This is a genomic window from Ruegeria sp. SATB027 (genome assembly GCF_059613825.1).
Genome location: NZ_JBXWTH010000040.1, coordinates 161656 through 179640 on the forward strand (window position 1 = coordinate 161656; position 17985 = coordinate 179640).

Consider the following 17985-nt stretch of genomic DNA (forward strand, 5'->3'; position numbering starts at 1 on the left):
GGGCTCACTGGGTTGCCGCGTCTACAACCGGACGCCATTTGCCTTCGTTTTCAGCCATCCATGCGGCGACAACTTCTTCGACCTTTCCGCCGTCAACGTCGATCGCGCCCATCATCGGCTGCTGGTCTTCAACCGCCAGCTGATAGTTGGTCAAGATTTCAAAGGCTGCTGGCCATTTCTCTTCCATACCGCTCCAGCCGGCTTTGAAGATGCGCGAGGGAGAGAAGTCGCAGTCATTGACAGCGTTCGGGTTCGGGCCCCAGGCCGGATCACTGAAGCACGCCTCTTCACCGGCGGGCAGTTCAACGAACTGAACGTCATAGGCCGACATCGCCCAATGCGGCTGCCAGAAGGTGATCAGCAGTGGCGATTTGCGTTCGGTCGAAGCGCGCAATTCCGCGATCAGCGCCCCTTCGGACCCTGCAGGTACGGCTTTGAAAGGCAATTCCAGACCGGTCATGCGATCCGCGCCCGGAGTACCCCAATCGGCCGGGTAATCGACCAGACGACCACCGGGCAGAGTTTCCGCCGTCGCAAAGACCTGCGCGCAATCTTTCAGCGCTTCCCATGCGGGCAGGCCCGGGCACAGATCGGCCACATGCGCCGGGTATGCGATGCCTTCCTTGGCATCCAGACCCAGATCACCGATTTCGACCACAGTGCCTTCACCGATTTTCTTGGCGTATTCATCGGAAACGTTGGAAGACCAGATTTCCAGTGTCGCGTCGATGTCGCCATCGGCCAGCGCCTGGAACTGGTTCATCATGCCAGCGGTCACATATTCGACGTTGTACCCGGCTGCCTTGAGCATCTCACCCGCCACATGCGTGGTGACGTGCTGACCGGTCCATTCGTTGATCGCCAGTTTGATCGGTTCATCCACGGCGCCCATATCCGCCGCCTGCGCCACGCCTGCAACGCTCAGAGCCATTAGGCTTACACTTAGTTTTTTCATGGACTTAACTCCCTGTCATATTTGTTTTGCCCATCCCGGCAAGGATTCTCCCGCCGGTCTTTCTGTCTGATGACAATGCCATGCCGCAGCATGCACAAATTTGGCTGGAAAAGAACAGTGATCCGTTTCCAAATTGTGGAAAAGATCTTTGTGCCAGATTGTTTCCCCCTCCCGGCTCCCTTTACGCATCCAACCCGGCTAGCCCTTGTTTCATTTCGCTAAGACGGGACATTGACTGACGAGTCAATCAGAAAACATTTTGCCACCTTTTGTCGAGAACTTCTTTCAAAAAACCGCATTTTTCTGCGAATTCGGTTATTCCGGGGACTGCCTCAAATCTGGAAACGGTCATATTTTTTATTGCCAAACAAGAACAAAAGACAAACATTCATTGTCGGGCAACATCAAGGTTAGACAGATGCGAACGTTTGACGAAATCTTTGAAATCGCAGCTGCGCGCCACGGCGGTCCAGAAGCACTGGACGCAAAACTGAGCAAACCGAAAACCCCTGAGGAACTGGCAGCGATACCCGAGGACCGCTGGCTGTCGATCATCACGAAATGCATCTTTCAGGCCGGTTTCAACTGGAAAGTCATCGAAAACAAATGGGACGGGTTCGAAACAGCCTTTGACAGGTTCGACGTGGGGCGATGCGCGTTCATGGATGATGAGAAGTTTGACACCCTGTTGCAGGATACGCGCATCGTCAGGAATGGAACCAAGATCGCGGCTGTACGGGATAACGCTGCGTTCCTGCTTGAGCTGCGCGAGGAAGGCGGCGTGGGTAAAGTGCTGGGCGGCTGGCCATCTGATGACTACGTCAATCTTCTGGCCATGTTGGCCAAACGCGGGGCCCGACTGGGCGGCGCTTCGGCACAGTACGCGATGCGGTTTGCCGGGCGGGACAGCTTCATTCTGTCCCAGGATGTCACCGCCCGCCTGATTGCCGAAGGTGTGATCGACAAGCCTGCCACCTCGAAGAAAGCGATGGAGGCGGTTCAGAACGCCTTTAATACATGGATGGGTCAGTCCGGGCGATCACTTACGGAAATCAGCCGGGTTCTGGCCATGAGTCTGTGAAAACGGTTTGCGGAATACCCGGAGCGGAATAAGATTCAACTTATGGTTCTGCGTATATTCTTTGCTTCTTTTTTGTTGCTGGCCGCCTGCGGTCGTGAGTTGACCGAGCAGGAGCGCGGTTTTGCGGAAACCATTCAGGGGGGAACCCTGAATCTGGATCACATCCGTCTGGTCGAAGGTGCCCCGGTGGCAAACGTGACGTATTTCCGTGAAGAACGCCCGCGACTGGCCTGCCGCGAGCGCATTCTGCCCCCGGTGGATCCCGGGCCGGTGACGGGCAAACCTGCCGCCGTGGCCCTGTTCAACAAAGTCTACTTTGCCCGCGACTGGTATCTGGAGGACTATATGTCCGACTTTCCGGATCAGATGAACCTGCTGGCCGCGATGCTTTTGGCCCATGAGCTGACGCATGTCTGGCAATGGCAGAATCGCCGGACCACGGGTTACCATCCCCTGCGCGCTGCGGCGGAACATGGGGGCCGAAGGGATCCGTATCTGTTCGACCTCGAAACTTCTCCGGATTTTCTGACCTACGGGTTCGAACAGCAGGGCGCGATCGTCGAGGAATACGTGTGCTGTCGCGCGCTGGCCCCTCAGGCAAAGCGCACCAAAAGACTTCATGACATGCTGGGTGCCCATTTTGATCTGTCGCCCCTGCCGGAACAGGGGCGCGAGCGCCCGGTCCTGATCCCGTGGAGCGAAGCCAGGATCGAGGGGATTTGCAGTTAGTTCCGGGCGCGCTGCAGGGTTTCCAGATACGCCACCAGATCAACGATCGGCTGGCTGGTCAGGATCGGCTGACCTTCCGGTGTTTTCATGGATGTGTCCTGCCCGTCAAAATAAGGGCCATAGACCGGCATCGGGCTGCCATGGCTGACCAGCGGATCCCTGCCGTCGATGCGGGCGACAACGCGGGCGGTCGGGAACACCCCGCTTTCGCTGGACAATGCGGTCAGATCGGACGGCTGAACAACCAGCACACTGGCCATCGGCCCCTGCCCAGTTGCGTCAATCCCGTGACAGGTCGCGCAGTAATGCAAATAGAGTTCCTCTCCGGTCGCGGCATCCTGCGCCCAAGCAGCCTGTGCGGCAGCAGCCGAAACCCCGAGAACCAGCATACCGATCGTTGCCTTGAACATCGTATCCTCCTGTCACAATTGACATTTGCAGGGTTGCCCGACAGGCATATGGGCGCAATGATCCAGATCAACGAAACAGGTGCAGAGGGTTCGGGCAATGACACAATACGCAGCCATCATGCTGGCCGCCGGATTTGGAATTCCGATACTGGCCGCTCTTAACGCGGCCCTTGGCAAGGTCATCGGATCACCGACAACGGCAGCTGTGGTGCTGTTTGCAATTGCCCTGGCCGCCTCGGTGCTGACCATGCTGTTGTTTCCCGGTTTTGCAGCCTTGTCCAAGGTTGCGCAGGCCCCGAAACACCTGTTGTTCGCTGGCATCCTGATTGCATTCTATGTGTTGTCGATCACCCATGTCGCCCCGCATTTCGGTGTGGGAAACGCCGTGTTCTTTGTCCTGTTGGGGCAATTGATCAGTGCCGCGGCAATCGATCACTTCGGCCTGTTCGGCGCGCAGGTTGCACCCCTCACCCTGATGCGGGCAGGTGGTATCGCGGTCATGGCCATCGGTGTTGCAATCACTCAACTGGCCTGAGCACGCCGCCCTCAAGCCGGACCATTCGGTCCATGCGCGCCGCCAGTTCGAGGTTGTGGGTCGCGATCAACGCCGACAAACCGTCGTCCCTCACAAGTTTCATCAGCGCATCGAACACCTGATCCGAAGTTTCAGGGTCCAGATTGCCTGTCGGTTCGTCTGCCAGCAAAACACGCGGCGCGTTGGCAAGCGCCCGACAAAAAGCCACGCGTTGTTGTTCACCGCCCGAAAGCGCCGCAGGGCGGTGGCTGGCGCGCGGGGCGACGCCCACACGGTCCAGCAGATCCAATGCCCGTGCCTGAGCAGCTTTTTCGGACGCGCCATTGGCCAGTTGCGGCAATGTGATGTTTTCCAGCGCCGTAAACTCGGGCAGCAGGTGATGGAACTGATATACGAACCCGATATCCTGCCGACGCAACGCCGTTCTGGTTCGGTCGCCCTTGCCGTTCACATTCTGCCCCCCGATTTCGACGGTTCCGTCGTCAGGCCGATCCAGCAGACCGGCAATGTGCAAAAGCGTTGATTTGCCCGCCCCTGACGGCGCAACCATGGCCACGGCCTCACCCGCGCGCAGCTCGAGATCGACCCCGCGCAGAACCTGCACCTCGCCCGGTGTGCCTTTGAGGTAGGTCTTGGTCAAACCGTTCAGTCGCAAGGTGACATCATTCATAGCGCAGCGCCTCGACCGGGTTCAGCCGCGCCGCGCGGCGGGCGGGGAAATAGGTGACGATGAAAGACAGGCCAAGCGACAGGCCCGTCGCCTTGAGCACATCGCTCAGATGCAGTTCGGCCGGCAGGGCGTAGATGCCACGGATCGACGGATCCCACACGCCACCGCCCATCACGTAGTTTACGAATGAGAAAATCGGATCAATGTAGATTGCAAAGAGGCATCCCAGGATGACCCCCATTGCAGTGCCAATCAGGCCGGTGAACGCACCGCAGATGAAAAAGACACGCAGAACCGATCCTTCGCTCAGGCCAATCGTGCGCAGGATACCGATATCGCGCCCCTTGTTCTTGACCAGCATGATCAGGCCCGAAACGATGTTCATCGCTGCAATCAGAACGAGGATCGACAGGATGATGAACATCACATTATCCTCAACCTCGAGCGCGCGCAGAAAGCCGCCGGATGCGTCCTGCCACGTCCAAATCTGGCTGCGCTCGCCCGACGCCTCAAGAATGGGAATCAGGATCGGGCCAAGGTCTTCGGGCTTGTCCACCATCACTTCGATCTCATCCGCCACACCTTCACGGTTGAAAAAGCCCTGCGCCTGCGAAAACGGCATGTAGACGCGGGTGCGGTCGATGTCATAGCGACCGGCCGAAAACACATAGACAACGCGATAGGCATTCACGCGCGGCGACGTGCCAAAGGCGGTTTTGACCCCGTTGGGCGAGGTCAGTTTGACCACATCCCCGACAGTGGCCCCGATGCTGCGGGCCACACCCGATCCAATGGCGATGACATCCTCGCCCGTCTGGAAATCCGACAGGTCCCCCGCCGCCTGTTCCGCCTGCGCGATACCCGGCAGGTCGAGCAGATCGTCGGGTCGGATGCCAAACACCTCGACCCCGCTGCTGCTGTCGCGATTGGTGATCAGTACCTGCCCCTTCACCAGCGGTGCGGCACGCTCAACTCCGGGCACCTGCGCTATGCGGTCGGTGCGTTCGTTGTAGTCGGCAATCGTCCGATCCACCCGGCCCTGAGCGTCAAATTCACCCGAGGAATAGACCGTCACATGCGCATTGGCACCCAGAATGGTGCCGACAAATTCAGAGCGAAAACCTGAACGGACAGCCAGCGTTGCAATCAGTGCAAACACGGCAAGTGTGATCCCGATCAGTGATATCCATGTCATCACGCTGACGCCGCCTTCGGCCCTGCGCGCGCGCAGATATCGCCAGGCGATTTTCCATTCAAAAGGGGCAAAGGGCGGGGGTGTCTTGGCCATGCCTGCTCCGGGGCTTTCTTGTTTGCGGCGACCCTTTCGGCATTTCGCCCAATGGTCAAGCCGGTTGTCACTCTGAACTCGTTCCTCAGCCTGAAAGAGCCGAATCGTTTCGTGGCACGATCAAAATACACGTGCAAAACAGGTGTCTTCCAATTCGGGCGCTACACCATGAGTTGTGAAGCGCATCACAGACAGAAGGTGATTGTTTCAGGTATGACGTTAATCATCGCACATCGTGAGCCACTGAATCGTAAAGGCAACAATAAGTGCGAAATTTTATTACTCTTTTTGATTATTTTCAGAAACTTTGCCACCCTAACCATGGGGGAACACATTTAAAGAGCGGGGGTCGCTCAATGAATTTACGAATTTCAACCAATGGCGCGGGTGCAATTTCGACCCGTCAGGCTTCAACAGAATTGGATTGTGAAACCGCAGCCTTGCTGCGCGCGGCCATCCGGCCGATCTTTGTCACCGCGGCAAGCTGGGGCAATCTGGCAGACATCCTGAAAGACAAAGGATATCGTCTGGTTTTCCGGCAAGGCCGTTTGTGTATCACGGATCGGGCAACCGATGCGCGGATTTGCGGATTGCGCTTTCTGGATATCGAGTTTCGCGAACTGATCAGCCGCCTTGGCCGCCCGATTGTTGTGGCCACAGGTGACGGAGCCAACGGAGACGTCCTGGCCGAGCGCCCGACGTCGGATCAAAACTGAGAACCGACCGACTGACGCGGTCGGCCTTCAGGTAGCTTGGGAAGGGCCGCCAGATCTGAGCCTCCGGCACCCCTTCTGGATCACGGGGCGTGTTTCAACGCCCGCTTCATGCAGCAACTGATGGTCGCTCAGGCGATCTGCTGGTAAATCTCAGCAACTTTGGTGACGGCCGCTTCAGGGCTCAGTTCCTCGCTTTCGCCAGTGCGGCGGCAGGTCAGTTCAACCACACCATTCTTCAGACCACGCGGGCCGACCGTGATCCGCCACGGCAAACCGATCAGGTCCATCGTGGCGAATTTACCGCCAGCGCGTTCGTTGCGGTCGTCATAGAGCGGCTCCAGACCCAAAGCTGTCAGCGCCGTGTAGATCTTGTCACAGGCTGCATCGGCTTCTTCATCGCCCTGCTTGAGGTTGACGATACCGCAATGGAACGGGGTCACGCCCTCGGGCCAGATGATGCCCTTGTCGTCATGGCTGGCCTCGATGATCGCACCGACAAGGCGGCTAACACCGATGCCATGACTACCCATGTGAACCGGAACCGGTTTGCCATCCGGGCCTTGGACAGTTGCACCCAAAGGATCGGAGTATTTGGTGCCAAAGTAGAAGATTTGGCCCACCTCGATGCCGCGCGCCACGCGGCGGCGTTCTTCGGGGATCTGATTGAACAGCGCCTCGTCATGCGTTTCATCCGTGCGCGCGTACTTCGAGGTGAACTCTTCCAAGATCGCCTGACATTGTTCGCGGCTGTCATAGTCGATCTCACGATCACCAAAGGTCAGATCGGTGACGGCGCTGTCATAGAAGACCTCGGATTCACCGGTATCGGCCAGAACCAGGAACTCATGCGTGTCATCGCCGCCGATGGGGCCTGAATCGGCGCGCATCGGGATCGCCTGAAGACCCATCCGTTCATAGGTGCGCAGATAGCTGACAAGGTGGCGGTTATAGGCGTGCAGCGCGTCTTCCTTGGTGAGGTCGAAGTTGTAGCCGTCCTTCATATAGAACTCGCGCCCCCGCATCACGCCGAAACGCGGGCGGATTTCATCGCGGAACTTCCACTGGATCTGATAGAGGGTCAGTGGCAGGTCTTTGTAGCTGTTCATGTGACCGCGGAAAATATCGGTCACCAGTTCTTCGGCCGTGGGCGTGAACAGCATGTCCCGGTCATGCCGGTCCTTCATCCGCAGCATTTCCTGCCCATAATCGTCATAGCGCCCGGATTCGCGCCACAAATCCGCCGATTGGATGATGGGCATCTGGATCGCGATGTGACCGGCCCGGGCCTGTTCTTCATGGACGATGTTTTCCAGCTTGCGCAGCACTTTGAAACCCAGCGGCAGCCAGGAATATATCCCCGCAGAAGCCTGCTTGATCATCCCGGCACGCAGCATCAGCCGGTGGCTAACGATCTGGGCCTCGGACGGGTTTTCCTTGAGAACGGGCAGAAAGTAACGGCTGAGGCGCATGAACGATCCTATTTGTCTAGCGAAAGCCCGAATGCTCTACGCGATCCACAAAGGCTAGGCAAGGCGGCGCATCATTCAGGCTTGCGCAGCAAATAGGTGTAATAGTTGCACGAACCAAAGAACGTGCCTTCCCGCGCGGCTGTTTTCTGACCTTCGGCCCATTTCCGGGCGGTCTCGGCGTCGATTGCGCCGGCCTGAATGCAGGGGCCGACATAGGCGTCGATCATGTTTCCGAAAAACGAGGTCTGGCCAGCCTCGGCCAGCAATTCCGGGATGAAACCGGAAACATCCAGCCCTGTCTGCCGGGCCAGGAACGGAAGATGCCGCAGAACGAACGGATTGCCGACCACCGTCTGCAAGATCGCGTCCACCGCCATCGCGTTGGCGTCAGGGTCACCAGCGCCGATGGTCAACGACGCATAGTCGCCATCGAAAATGGCGATCGTGCCGCCGGGCCGCGCCAGTCGCGCGGCTTCCTCCAGCATCGCCGCCGGGTCCGCCACATGGCTGATCACCGTATGCGCGACGACGATATCAAAGCTGCCTTCGCCGTCACCGGTGTTCCGGGAATCCGCAACCTCGTACCGAATGCGCCCCGCCAACCCCGCAGCGTCCGTTTTTTCCGTTGCGACCTTGATCAGTTCCGCTGCCAGATCCGACCCGACAATCTCGCACTCCGATTGCACCCGGTCGGCCAGCGCCCGCGTCACGACGCCCGTGCCACAGCCCAGATCGACGACGCGGTGGCACGAGGCCCAGTCGAGCCGGTCGAAATAGCGTTCGCGCATTTTTATGAAATCCGGCATTTCGCCGCGAAACTCCAGACGGTCCGCGACGACGCGAACCGTGTCTTCCCCCTGTTGATCCAGGCTCTGATAGATGTCGGGCATTGCTTCGTCCCCCAAGGCAGGGCGACAGTATAGCATGTTACGGCCAGCTCGTCGGCCCTCCGCGCTGGCGGACTGTGAACGCGACGCCCGGCAATGGCGCGTTTGCGACCCAAGGTCAGTCGGGTTTTTGATTGACCCGCCAATTGGGAATTCCAATTGTGGCGGGAACACCAACCCCAGGAGGCACTGTTGCAGACAATTCAGGAACCCGCCCGGCAGATACCTGTCATCCGTCAGACCGATATTCTGGTCGTGGGCTCTGGCCCCGCCGGGTTGGCAGCAGCGCTGGCAGCGGCCCGTGCGGGCGCAGACGTGTCCCTTGTTGACCGGTTCGGCTGCATGGGCGGCAACATCACTGCCGTCGGCGTCGAAGGATTCGCCTGGTACCGACACGAGCAAACCGTCGAGGCCGGCGGCATCGGGATGGAGTTCGAAACCCGCGCCAAAGAGATGGGCGCGGCGGTGCCCGAAAGCCAGTCACTCAGTTATGAACTGGACAGCGAAGGGTTCAAGCTGGTGGCGGACAAGCTGGTCGAAGAGGCGGGTGTTCACCCAATGCTGCACCGGCAATTCGTCGCCCCCATCATTGAAGGGGACCGGATCACTGGCATCATCACCGAATCCAAGGCCGGGCGTGAGGCGATATTGGCCAAGTTGGTCATCGATGCCACCGGCGACGCCGATGTGGCCCACCGCGCGGGCGCGCCGACCCACAAAACTCCGCGCGAGGACATGATGGCGGCTTCGGTCATGTTCCATCTGGCGGGCGTCGATAAACGCGCCTTCATGGAAGGTGTGAAAGCTGACCCGCAGACCTACAAGGACTGGGGCGGCGGCGGAGAGTGGAATATCGAAACCTCGGGGAAAGAGGACGACATGTTCTCACCCTTCGTGCACAAACCGTTCCAGCAAGCGATTGATGAGGGGCTGATCCCGCCGCACCTGAATACCATCGCCGGAACCTGGGGCGCGATGCATGACACGGGCGAGCTGACCTACATGAACCTCATCCATCTGGCCGAGATCGATGGCACCGACCCCGACAGCCTGACGCGCGGCGAGATTGAAGGCCGCCGCCAGACCATGCTGGCCATCGACGCGCTGCGCCGGTTCATGCCCGGTTGCGAAAACGCTCGTTTGCGGAATTTTGGGATGACCATCGGCATCCGCGACACCCGCAAGATCGACGCGGTTTACAACATGACCGAAAACGATGCCCGCCATCAGGGCCGGTTCGAGGATACAATAGGTATCTATCCCGAGTTCATCGACGGCTATGGCATTCTGATCCTGCCAACTACGGGGCGGTATATGCAAATCCCTTATCGGTCGATGCTGCCCAAGGGCATCAAAGGCCTGCTGGTTGCAGGACGGTCACATGGCGCGGACCGGGTGGCGCATGCCGCCACGCGCAACATGGCCTGTTGCGCGGTCATGGGTCAGGGCGCGGGAATCGCCGCAGCGGTATCATTGAAAAGCAATCAGGAGCTGGATCAGCTGAATCTGGCACCTGTTCACGCGGAACTGCAACGCCAGGGGGTGAGGATTCACTGATGGACAATATCCCAACGATTGACATCGCGCCTTTGACTGCCCCGGGAACCGAAGCCTATGACGCGACGGTCCGGCACATCCTTGCGGCCTGTCAGGGGATCGGCTTTTTGTCGATCACCGGAACAGGCGTATCCCGGCAGACCGTGGATAAGGTGCGTCAGATCACCCGAGAGATTTTTGCCGTCGATGACGCACGAAAATGGGATCAGGCCATCACCCGCGCTAACTATCGCGGCTATATTCCCATGGGGTTCTTCACACCCAATGATGGCTCGGGCAAAGCCGACAAATACGAGGGGTACAAACTGCATCACGAGGTCGCAGCAGACGACCCGGTTCGTGAGAATTGCGCGTTATACGGGCCGAACCTCTGGCCGGACGATGTACCACGCGCGAAAGAGGTCATTCTGGGTTACTGGCGGAAACTGGATCGCGTCACCGATCTGTTGCTGGGCGCGTTAGAAGCAGGGTTGGATTTGAAAGCCGACTCGCTGCGCGGTGCATTCCGGGACCCGATGACCAACATGACCCTGTTGCATTACCCGCCTCAGGCCGAAGATGAGGCAGGCTATGGCATCCACCCGCACAAGGACACCGACGCCTTGACCATCATTGCCCCCGATCCGGTGGGCGGGCTTGAGGTGCAGACCCGCAGCGGCGGCTGGATCACGCCCGACTGCCCGCCCGGTGGTTTCGTGGTGAATATCGGTGACATGCTTGAACTGTGGTCGGGCGGGCGGTTGAAATCCACGCCCCATCGGGTTGTGAACCGATCGGGTCAGGAACGGTATTCTTTTCCCTATTTCGCGGTGCCCCGTCACGACGTCGTCGTCGCGCCTTTGCTGCCACCCCTGCCCGGCTTTGACCGCCCGGTGGTTCATTGCGGGCACTGGTCGGCCGAGATTTGGCGTACGAACTGGCCCGATGAGACCGCCACCAAAGACACGCCTGAATTGGGAACCTTGCGCGGCTGACCCCTGCAAACGCAAGCGCCATGAACCGCTTGCATCATGGGCTTTGATGCGCCAAGAACACCTGCAAGGGCCTGAACAAGGGGATCGCCATGGCTTTGCCGGTTAAGGATCAGCTGAGATACTGGAGCATCGCCGCTGCGGTTTTCGCGTTGATCCTGTGGGCGCTTGGCGATGTCTTGTTGCCTTTTGTCATCGGCGGGGCCATTGCCTATTTCCTCGATCCGGTCGCTGACCGGCTGGAGCGGCTGGGCCTGTCGCGTATGGCCGCCACGGCTGTCATCACGGTCGTCGGTGTTCTGGGATTTGTACTGGCAATTCTGATGGTGGTCCCTGCGCTGATCACCCAGTTGCTGGATCTTGTCGATGTACTGCCTGATCTGTTCAAACAGTTGCGCAGTTTCATAGAAAAACAATTCCCGTCATTGCTTGACCGGGAATCAAGCACGCACGCGATGCTGGTGTCCTTTGGCGAAACGCTGAAATCCAAGACCGGGGACGTTATGCAGACGCTGCTGACCTCGCTGGGTTCCGCGATCAACATCGTTGTTCTGTTGGTCATTGTGCCGGTCGTGGCTGTTTACTTGCTGTTGGACTGGGATCGCATGACCGCCCGCATCGGAGAGTTGCTGCCACGTGACCACGCCCCCATCATCAGGCGGCTGGCGGGTGAGATCGATGCGGTTCTGGCCTCGTTCGTGCGCGGCATGGGAACAGTTTGTTTGATCCTTGGCACCTATTACGCGGTCGCACTAATGCTTGCTGGTCTGCAATTCGGCCTGATTGTGGGTTTTATCGCGGGCCTGGTCACGTTCATACCCTATCTGGGCGCCCTTATCGGAGGCTCGCTGGCCATTGGGCTTGCGCTGTTTCAGTTCTGGGGCGACTGGGCTCATATCGGGCTGATCGCGGGTATCTTTGCCATTGGGCAGGTCACCGAGGGCAATTTCCTGACACCCAAGCTGGTCGGCAGCTCTGTCGGGCTGCATCCGGTCTGGTTGCTGCTGGCCCTGTCGGTCTTTGGCGCGCTGTTTGGCTTTGTGGGCATGTTGGTGGCAGTCCCGGTCGCCGCAGCATTGGGCGTTCTGGCCCGCTTTGCCACATCGCTATACCTCGACAGCAGATTGTACACTGGTCTTGAAGGTCTGGATCAGGAAACCGAGTAAATGGCCCGACAACTCAGCTTTGATCTGCCCGCCAAAACTGCGCTCGGGCGAGAGGATTTCTTTGTGTCACCGGCCAATGCGCTGGCGGTGGCAATGATCTCGGCCACGTCCTGGCCCGGCAACAAACTGGTGCTGAGTGGGCCTGCTGGCGCGGGCAAAACCCATCTGGCCCATGTCTGGGCCGCTGAAACCGGCGGTCGAATCCTTCAGGCCAGAGACCTGAGATATGACGATGTGCCAGACCTGGCGCGTATGCCGATTGCGGTCGAAGACGTGCCTTTGATCGCCGGCGATCTCGAACTGCAAAAAACGCTGTTCCACCTGCATAATCTTGTTCTGGCCGAGGGGCACCCCCTGCTGATGACCGGCCGTCTTGCGCCGAAATTCTGGGAGTTGCCGCTGGCCGACCTGCAAAGCCGGGTTGAAGGCGCCCATCACGTCGCACTGGATCCGCCCGATGACGCATTGCTGGGCGCAGTACTTGCCAAGCTGTTTGTCGACAGGCAGCTCAACCCCGGCCCCGATGTCATCGCCTATCTTGTCAAGCATATGGACCGGCGGTTTGAAAGCGCAGCCGACGTTGTATCCCAACTGGACCAACTGGCCCTGGCGGAAAAACGCGACATTACACGCGCGCTTGCCATTCGCGTACTGAACACGGCCCCGGATGAGGTCGAGACCAATGATTGACCCGCTGACGTCAATTTCGCATCCTCAGGCAGAACTATCTGGAACACACATGGATCAGACCGTCAAAACCGATACCCCGGACTGGGGAACGTTCGGAAAGCCCCTGTTTGACAAACCGGACGCACGGGCGCTGTCGCGCGTCGGGGTTGTCGATGTCGGGTCGAACTCGGTCCGGATGGTCATTTTCGACGGGGCGGCCCGATCACCGGCCTATTTCTACAATGAAAAGGTCATGTGCGAACTGGGGGCGGGCTTGTCCGAAACCGGGCGACTGAACCCGCGTGGCCGCGAACGCGCCTTGTCGGCACTACGACGGTTCCAGCACTTGGCAATGGATCTGGATTTGCCCGGTTTGCATGTTGTCGCCACCGCTGCTGTGCGCGAAGCCTCGGATGGGCCCGAGTTTTGCGATCAGGTGCAGGCTGAAACCGGTTTGCAGGTGTCTATCATTGACGGTGACGAGGAAGCCCGCCTGTCGGCGCAGGGTGTCCTTTTGGGGTGGCCCGGAGCCTATGGATTGATCTGCGATATCGGCGGGTCGTCGATGGAATTGGCTGAAATCGGCGGTGGTCAGGTCGGCCGTCGCGTAACCTCGCCGCTTGGGCCGCTGAAACTGCGCGACATCAAAGGCGGGCGGCGCGCGCGAAAAGCGCATATCAAGGAAACGATGGAGGATCTGCGCAATCAGATGGGCCAGCAGCGAGACCGTTTGTTTCTGGTCGGCGGCAGCTGGCGCGCCTTTGCGCGGCTGGACATGCTGCGGCGGGGCTATCCGCTGAACGTTCTGCATGAATACCGCATGACCACCAAACAGGTGCGCGAGACGATCAAATACATCGAAAAACACGATGGTGAAAAGCTGCGTGCTCAGGCGGGCGTGTCGAGCTCGCGCATGGCGCTTATCCCGTATGCGATGGACGTTCTGGCTCGGCTGATCCGCACGTTCAAACCCAAAGATATCGCCATCTCAAGCTATGGGATTCGCGAGGGGTTGCTATATGAGCAGATGCCGCAGGAAGTGCGCGATCGCGACCCGCTGATCGAAGCCAGCCGGTTCTCGGAAGCCAAGGACGCGCGCCTGCCCGGATTTGGCAGCAATCTCTATGATTTTGTCATCCCGCTGTTCAGATCGGCACCGCCCAGCAGAGTGCGCCTGATCAAGGCGGCCTGCCTGCTGCACGATGTAAGCTGGCGCGCGCATCCCGACTATCGGGCCGAGGTGTGTTTCGACAACGTCACGCGCGCCAATCTGGGTGGTTTGAAGCATTCCGAGCGTGTCTTCATCGGATTGGCACTGCAACACCGCTATCGCAACAAACGGGAAGGCAATCGGTTCTCTCGGCTTTACGAATTGCTGGATGAAAAAAGCCAGAAACAGGCCGAGATTCTGGGCAAGGCCATGCGGTTTGGCGCGATGTTGTGGATGCACAACGATGCCAATATGGGGCAGCTCAAGTTTTTCCCCAAAAAGCGAGAGCTGGAACTGTATCTGCCCGAGGCCGCAGCCCCCTTGTTCAGCGAAGTGGCAGAAGCCCGGTTAAGCGCCTTGGCAGCAGCGCTGAAATCTCAGACTCGCGTGATTGTCAAAGGCTGACAATTGAGCGGGTCAGATATCTGTAGGTCCTTCGTGCACCTCGATATCCCGCTTTTCAGGCTCAGATGGCTCTTGGGTCGGTTTTCTGCGGATAATGATATCGCCATTGGGTAGAATCTCGGGCGGCTCATAAACGCTCCAGTCCTTGACCTCAGCCGCCAGTTCAGCAAGCGCCGGGCCCATCTGCTGCAAGAATGACTGCATCGCCGGGCCAAGCTCTTCCGCCAGACCCAGCAAGTTTTCCAATGCCGGTTCCATTTCCTTGCGCAGACCTTCGAAAAACAGTTCGGCCCCCTGTTCCATCAGGGATTTTTCATTGTCTTCCTGCGCCATTGCAGGCGCAGCAAGGAACACTGAGATCGTACTGATCAGCAAGATGCGTTTCATACATGACATATAAGGCCCGTGTGGCAGGCTGGAAAGGTCACAGTTCAATATCAAGCGTGACCGGAAAATGATCGGAGGCCGTCAAAAGCGCCTGCCGCAATTCCGGTTCAGCCCAACAGGCGGCATCCTGAAACGGGTGCCAGATACGCCAGGACGGGCGATATGCTTGCAGGTCCGTGGTAATCATTATGTAATCCAGTAATGCGTCCAGAAATTTACCTTCTTCCGGGCGGGCAAAGCGCGCAGTGGCAGGCACCGGCCCGGGCCGAAACCTGTAGGCTGTGACGGCGTTCGGGTCGAACAATCCGGCTTGCAGCAACACCTCGACCGACGAGCGGCCAAAGAGGTGCTCAAACTCATCCAGCCCGGGGCCATCGTTCAGATCGCCCAGCAAAATGACGGGCTGTTTTTGCGCAACATGCCATTCGACGCGCCGTGCAAGCCAGATCGCTTGCGCCAGCTGTTTGCGGCGATTGGCAATCGAAATCCGGATTGCCTCATCCCGCGATTCGGCACCGTGCGGTGCCTTGGATTTCAGATGTGCTCCGATCAGACGGATGTTGTGCCCCGCTTGCGTCGTCACCGCCAGTTCCATCGGCGGTTTGGAGAACCGCACGACATCCTCGGTCGCATCAATGTCGAGGTCGATTTTGAATACACCATCGAACCGGGGGGCAGCGGTATCTGCAATATCTCCCTTGGGATCGTGGCGAACACTCAGCACCGTTCTGTCATAGAGCAATGCCAGTTCCTGATGCGTGTCGTTTGCATAGCCCATCACCGCATCAGACGTGCGCAAGTCGAATGCTTCGGCAAAGGCTTGCAGGGCCCGAACCGTGTTCTGGCGTCTGCCCGTGTTGGGCGCCTCGACGATCACGATCGCATCAGCGTCAATGGCAGTCAGAACCTTGGCAATCGCTTCGATTTGCTGCGCTTTGGTGACGTCGTGCCTGCCAGACCAGCTGTCATCGACGATCAGCCTGTCTTTCTGGTCAAACAGATTGGCGAACCATTCGATATTATAGGTCGCCAGCCGCATCTGATCAGGCCCGCGCGCCGTTGATTTCATCCCAGGCGCGATTGATGTCGATCATCTTTTTCTCGGCCAACCGGATCGCCTCTTCGGGGACACCCCGGGCCATCATGGCGTCGGGGTGCGTTTCCCGAACCAGCTGCCGCCAGACATTGCGAATGTCGGGCAGCGGCATGTCATGTGGAACGCCCAGAACCGTGTAAGGATCGTTTGGCGCATCCGGGACAAAGCGCGCCCGCAGCGCTTTGAACTGCGCGTCGGTTTGCCCGAAAATCTGGCTGACATCTTCGAGAAATGCGTTTTCGTTCGGATGATAGAAACCATCCGCCATCGCGATGTGAAAAAGCCCCTCCATCAGGTCACACAGGGTTGTGCTGTCTTCGGAAAACATGCGGGCGATTTTGCGGGCGTAGTCCTGATATCCCGCCACGTCCGTACGGGCCATGTTGAAGACGCGGGCTGCACCTTCCTCATCTTCGCGCGCGATCTGAAACACGTCGCGAAAGGCGGTGACCTCATCACGGGTCACCTGACCGTCTGCCTTGGCCATTTTGGCACCCAGTGCGATGACCGCAATCGTAAAGGCGACGGACCGTTCCGGTGGCGAGCGTAGTTTTTCAAAAACTGCGGTCAGGCTTTCGCCCTGGGCAAGCGCGCTGAGCGCATCGGATATGCGTGTCCAGATCGACATGACCGCACCCTAGCGTCACAATTCGGGACTGTCAGGTGCAACAGGTCATTCAGCACCAAGAATTTTCTGCATCAGCACAAGGTCCAGCCGCTGGCCGAACTTAAATCCGACTTCGGGCATCACCCCGACTTTCGAATAGCCAAGTGCGGCATGAAACGCCTCAGCCCCGGGATTGGCCGAGGATATGCCCGCGACCAGAACATGAACGCCTTGGGCTTGCGCGATTTCCTCCAGTTCTGACATCAACGCACGTCCCATCCCTTTGCCCCACGCATCCGGTGACAGCTGGATCGTATGTTCGCAGGTTTGCGCATAACCGGGCCCGGTGCGGAAAGGGCCATATGTGGCAAAGCCGATAACGTGGCTGTCGTGCTCGGCAACCAGATAACCGGGCGCGCGTGCCTTGATATCTTCGGCAATCTGGGCGGCGCTGCGTTCGTCCGTCGTGAAAGTGACCAAAGTGTCCCGGATGATCGCATTGGTGATCCGGGCAATGGCTGATGCATCTGACGCTGTGGCCGGGCGAATGTTCATTCCAGCACCCGCAGCCCATGAGGTGTCTCAATTTCTGCCTGCAAAGCCGCGGGGCCGGTATCGAACACAACAAGATCCAGCTCACCCAGTCGACGGGCCAGTGTCAGGGCATCGGGGTGATAGACAACCAGACGCCGCAACCGGCACGCGCTGTCCTGCAACATGTTTGCCGGGTGCAGGTCGCCCTGCCATTCGATAAGGGCGGGAAACAGATTGTCGAACGGCAAACGCCCCGTTGGCGGAACCGCCATGCGCCATTGCAACGCGCCGCGGGTCAGGTCGATGGGCTCTCCGGTGCCATCGGGGAAGATCGACAGTGTGGCCACGATATCCTCGACCCGGCATATCCAGTTCGTCAAACGCGGGCCGCCCTGAAAATTGTCCAGATCGAACCATCGCGGCCTGCCCGGAGGCTGCGCCTGCGGATCGATGGCAATCGCTTCCAGATAGAGCCCGTCCCTGAGCCCCAGCAGCCTGTTATGTGTCCCGAATTTTCCGTGTTTCCCACCGGGTTGCAGTGCAACACCAAGCGCCTGTTCGATATGCGCAGACGCTTCTTCAAGCGTTTCGCCCGCGACGGCCAGATGATCGAGTAACATGTGCGCCCTCCTGCGAAAACGAC

The 17985-nt window shown here is 58.9% G+C and carries 21 protein-coding genes; 10 read left to right on the forward strand and 11 right to left on the reverse strand.

Features of this window, described 5'->3' with window-relative positions:
- Positions 1–4: 4 nt before the first annotated feature.
- Positions 5–955 (reverse strand): ABC transporter substrate-binding protein, encoded by a 951-nt coding sequence (locus tag AC2FPW_RS11125; protein ID WP_496813713.1) that lies wholly within the window; start codon positions 953–955, stop codon positions 5–7.
- 418 nt (positions 956–1373) lie between these two features.
- Between AC2FPW_RS11125 and AC2FPW_RS11130 the strand changes: the two genes are divergently transcribed.
- Positions 1374–2036, forward strand: a complete 663-nt coding sequence (locus tag AC2FPW_RS11130; RefSeq protein WP_496813715.1) for a DNA-3-methyladenine glycosylase I — start codon at positions 1374–1376, stop codon at positions 2034–2036.
- A 42-nt stretch (positions 2037–2078) separates the two neighbouring features.
- The gene (locus AC2FPW_RS11135) at positions 2079–2765 is read left to right on the forward strand and encodes a hypothetical protein (RefSeq protein WP_496813716.1); all 687 of its coding nucleotides are present in this window, start codon (positions 2079–2081) and stop codon (positions 2763–2765) included.
- On the opposite strand, the gene AC2FPW_RS11140 is transcribed toward AC2FPW_RS11135, so the two are convergent.
- Positions 2762–3175, reverse strand: a complete 414-nt coding sequence (locus tag AC2FPW_RS11140) for a c-type cytochrome (RefSeq protein WP_267366018.1) — start codon at positions 3173–3175, stop codon at positions 2762–2764. The genes AC2FPW_RS11135 and AC2FPW_RS11140 overlap by 4 nt on opposite strands.
- Positions 3176–3272: 97 nt before the next feature.
- On the opposite strand from AC2FPW_RS11140, the gene AC2FPW_RS11145 reads away from it, so the two are divergent.
- Complete coding sequence (locus AC2FPW_RS11145) at positions 3273–3710, forward strand: DMT family transporter (RefSeq protein WP_267366019.1); 438 nt, start codon at positions 3273–3275, stop codon at positions 3708–3710.
- Here the strand turns inward: AC2FPW_RS11145 and AC2FPW_RS11150 are convergent.
- Both AC2FPW_RS11150 and AC2FPW_RS11155 read right to left on the reverse strand, forming a co-directional pair.
- Entirely contained in the window at positions 3694–4380 is a 687-nt protein-coding gene (locus AC2FPW_RS11150; RefSeq protein WP_480831513.1) for an ABC transporter ATP-binding protein, read from the reverse strand. The two genes, AC2FPW_RS11145 and AC2FPW_RS11150, sit on opposite strands and share 17 nt — an antisense overlap.
- Positions 4373–5668 (reverse strand): lipoprotein-releasing ABC transporter permease subunit, encoded by a 1296-nt coding sequence (locus tag AC2FPW_RS11155; RefSeq protein ID WP_267366021.1) that lies wholly within the window; start codon positions 5666–5668, stop codon positions 4373–4375. The genes AC2FPW_RS11150 and AC2FPW_RS11155 overlap by 8 nt, the downstream gene beginning before the upstream one ends.
- 18 nt (positions 5669–5686) lie before the next feature.
- Here AC2FPW_RS11155 and AC2FPW_RS11160 point away from each other — a divergent pair, with 18 nt between their 5' ends.
- Both AC2FPW_RS11160 and AC2FPW_RS11165 read left to right on the forward strand, forming a co-directional pair.
- On the forward strand, positions 5687–6007 hold the full coding sequence (locus AC2FPW_RS11160) for a hypothetical protein (protein WP_496813717.1): 321 nt from the start codon (positions 5687–5689) through the stop codon (positions 6005–6007).
- 17 nt (positions 6008–6024) lie between these two features.
- Complete coding sequence (locus AC2FPW_RS11165; protein WP_267366022.1) at positions 6025–6384, forward strand: hypothetical protein; 360 nt, start codon at positions 6025–6027, stop codon at positions 6382–6384.
- A 128-nt stretch (positions 6385–6512) separates the two neighbouring features.
- Here AC2FPW_RS11165 and proS read toward each other — a convergent pair whose 3' ends face one another.
- Both proS and AC2FPW_RS11175 read right to left on the reverse strand, forming a co-directional pair.
- Complete coding sequence (gene proS / locus AC2FPW_RS11170; RefSeq protein ID WP_496813718.1) at positions 6513–7853, reverse strand: proline--tRNA ligase; 1341 nt, start codon at positions 7851–7853, stop codon at positions 6513–6515.
- A gap of 71 nt (positions 7854–7924) precedes the next feature.
- Positions 7925–8743 carry a methyltransferase domain-containing protein gene (locus AC2FPW_RS11175; protein ID WP_496813720.1) on the reverse strand — a complete coding sequence of 273 codons (819 nt, stop codon included), beginning with the start codon at positions 8741–8743 and terminating at the stop codon, positions 7925–7927.
- 189 nt (positions 8744–8932) lie between these two features.
- Between AC2FPW_RS11175 and AC2FPW_RS11180 the strand changes: the two genes are divergently transcribed.
- The 5 genes from AC2FPW_RS11180 (at position 8933) to AC2FPW_RS11200 (ending at position 14718) form a co-directional block, all read left to right on the forward strand.
- Positions 8933–10297 carry an FAD-dependent oxidoreductase gene (locus AC2FPW_RS11180; RefSeq protein WP_496813721.1) on the forward strand — a complete coding sequence of 455 codons (1365 nt, stop codon included), beginning with the start codon at positions 8933–8935 and terminating at the stop codon, positions 10295–10297.
- Positions 10297–11271 (forward strand): isopenicillin N synthase family dioxygenase, encoded by a 975-nt coding sequence (locus AC2FPW_RS11185; RefSeq protein ID WP_496813723.1) that lies wholly within the window; start codon positions 10297–10299, stop codon positions 11269–11271. Before AC2FPW_RS11180 ends, AC2FPW_RS11185 begins: the two co-directional genes overlap by 1 nt.
- Positions 11272–11360: 89 nt before the next feature.
- Positions 11361–12434: an AI-2E family transporter gene (locus AC2FPW_RS11190; RefSeq protein ID WP_267365997.1), complete on the forward strand. Its 1074-nt coding sequence runs from the start codon at positions 11361–11363 to the stop codon at positions 12432–12434.
- On the forward strand, positions 12435–13124 hold the full coding sequence (locus tag AC2FPW_RS11195) for an HdaA/DnaA family protein (protein ID WP_480582938.1): 690 nt from the start codon (positions 12435–12437) through the stop codon (positions 13122–13124).
- 49 nt (positions 13125–13173) lie between these two features.
- Positions 13174–14718 carry a Ppx/GppA family phosphatase gene (locus AC2FPW_RS11200; RefSeq protein ID WP_496813726.1) on the forward strand — a complete coding sequence of 515 codons (1545 nt, stop codon included), beginning with the start codon at positions 13174–13176 and terminating at the stop codon, positions 14716–14718.
- A gap of 12 nt (positions 14719–14730) precedes the next feature.
- Here the strand turns inward: AC2FPW_RS11200 and AC2FPW_RS11205 are convergent, their stop codons facing one another.
- The 5 genes from AC2FPW_RS11205 to AC2FPW_RS11225 are packed head-to-tail and all read right to left on the reverse strand — an operon-like array spanning position 14731 to position 17962.
- Positions 14731–15105: a hypothetical protein gene (locus AC2FPW_RS11205; RefSeq protein ID WP_496813727.1), complete on the reverse strand. Its 375-nt coding sequence runs from the start codon at positions 15103–15105 to the stop codon at positions 14731–14733.
- A gap of 37 nt (positions 15106–15142) precedes the next feature.
- Positions 15143–16144 carry an endonuclease/exonuclease/phosphatase family protein gene (locus AC2FPW_RS11210; RefSeq protein WP_496813809.1) on the reverse strand — a complete coding sequence of 334 codons (1002 nt, stop codon included), beginning with the start codon at positions 16142–16144 and terminating at the stop codon, positions 15143–15145.
- Positions 16145–16148: 4 nt separating this feature from the next.
- Entirely contained in the window at positions 16149–16829 is a 681-nt protein-coding gene (locus AC2FPW_RS11215) for a TerB family tellurite resistance protein (RefSeq protein ID WP_267365678.1), read from the reverse strand.
- Between the two features lie 45 nt (positions 16830–16874).
- Positions 16875–17363 carry a GNAT family N-acetyltransferase gene (locus AC2FPW_RS11220; RefSeq protein WP_496813728.1) on the reverse strand — a complete coding sequence of 163 codons (489 nt, stop codon included), beginning with the start codon at positions 17361–17363 and terminating at the stop codon, positions 16875–16877.
- Positions 17360–17962, reverse strand: a complete 603-nt coding sequence (locus AC2FPW_RS11225; protein WP_496813730.1) for a VOC family protein — start codon at positions 17960–17962, stop codon at positions 17360–17362. Before AC2FPW_RS11225 ends, AC2FPW_RS11220 begins: the two co-directional genes overlap by 4 nt.
- Between the last annotated feature and the right edge of the window lie 23 nt (positions 17963–17985).

Excerpts from the sequence above, each read along its gene's own strand:
- AC2FPW_RS11220 (WP_496813728.1), bottom strand. The coding sequence starts at position 17,363 with ATGAACATTCGCCCGGCCACAGCGTCAGATGCATCAGCCATTGCCCGG.
- AC2FPW_RS11155 (WP_267366021.1), bottom strand. The coding sequence starts at position 5,668 with ATGGCCAAGACACCCCCGCCCTTTGCCCCTTTTGAATGGAAAATCGCC.
- AC2FPW_RS11135 (WP_496813716.1), top strand. The coding sequence starts at position 2,079 with ATGGTTCTGCGTATATTCTTTGCTTCTTTTTTGTTGCTGGCCGCCTGC.
- AC2FPW_RS11145 (WP_267366019.1), top strand. The coding sequence starts at position 3,273 with ATGACACAATACGCAGCCATCATGCTGGCCGCCGGATTTGGAATTCCG.
- AC2FPW_RS11130 (WP_496813715.1), top strand. The coding sequence starts at position 1,374 with ATGCGAACGTTTGACGAAATCTTTGAAATCGCAGCTGCGCGCCACGGC.
- AC2FPW_RS11175 (WP_496813720.1), bottom strand. The coding sequence starts at position 8,743 with ATGCCCGACATCTATCAGAGCCTGGATCAACAGGGGGAAGACACGGTT.
- AC2FPW_RS11210 (WP_496813809.1), bottom strand. The coding sequence starts at position 16,144 with ATGCGGCTGGCGACCTATAATATCGAATGGTTCGCCAATCTGTTTGAC.
- proS (WP_496813718.1), bottom strand. The coding sequence starts at position 7,853 with ATGCGCCTCAGCCGTTACTTTCTGCCCGTTCTCAAGGAAAACCCGTCC.
- AC2FPW_RS11190 (WP_267365997.1), top strand. The coding sequence starts at position 11,361 with ATGGCTTTGCCGGTTAAGGATCAGCTGAGATACTGGAGCATCGCCGCT.
- AC2FPW_RS11195 (WP_480582938.1), top strand. The coding sequence starts at position 12,435 with ATGGCCCGACAACTCAGCTTTGATCTGCCCGCCAAAACTGCGCTCGGG.
- AC2FPW_RS11165 (WP_267366022.1), top strand. The coding sequence starts at position 6,025 with ATGAATTTACGAATTTCAACCAATGGCGCGGGTGCAATTTCGACCCGT.
- AC2FPW_RS11185 (WP_496813723.1), top strand. The coding sequence starts at position 10,297 with ATGGACAATATCCCAACGATTGACATCGCGCCTTTGACTGCCCCGGGA.
- AC2FPW_RS11215 (WP_267365678.1), bottom strand. The coding sequence starts at position 16,829 with ATGTCGATCTGGACACGCATATCCGATGCGCTCAGCGCGCTTGCCCAG.
- AC2FPW_RS11225 (WP_496813730.1), bottom strand. The coding sequence starts at position 17,962 with ATGTTACTCGATCATCTGGCCGTCGCGGGCGAAACGCTTGAAGAAGCG.
- AC2FPW_RS11150 (WP_480831513.1), bottom strand. The coding sequence starts at position 4,380 with ATGAATGATGTCACCTTGCGACTGAACGGTTTGACCAAGACCTACCTC.
- AC2FPW_RS11140 (WP_267366018.1), bottom strand. The coding sequence starts at position 3,175 with ATGTTCAAGGCAACGATCGGTATGCTGGTTCTCGGGGTTTCGGCTGCT.
- AC2FPW_RS11125 (WP_496813713.1), bottom strand. The coding sequence starts at position 955 with ATGAAAAAACTAAGTGTAAGCCTAATGGCTCTGAGCGTTGCAGGCGTG.
- AC2FPW_RS11205 (WP_496813727.1), bottom strand. The coding sequence starts at position 15,105 with ATGAAACGCATCTTGCTGATCAGTACGATCTCAGTGTTCCTTGCTGCG.
- AC2FPW_RS11200 (WP_496813726.1), top strand. The coding sequence starts at position 13,174 with ATGGATCAGACCGTCAAAACCGATACCCCGGACTGGGGAACGTTCGGA.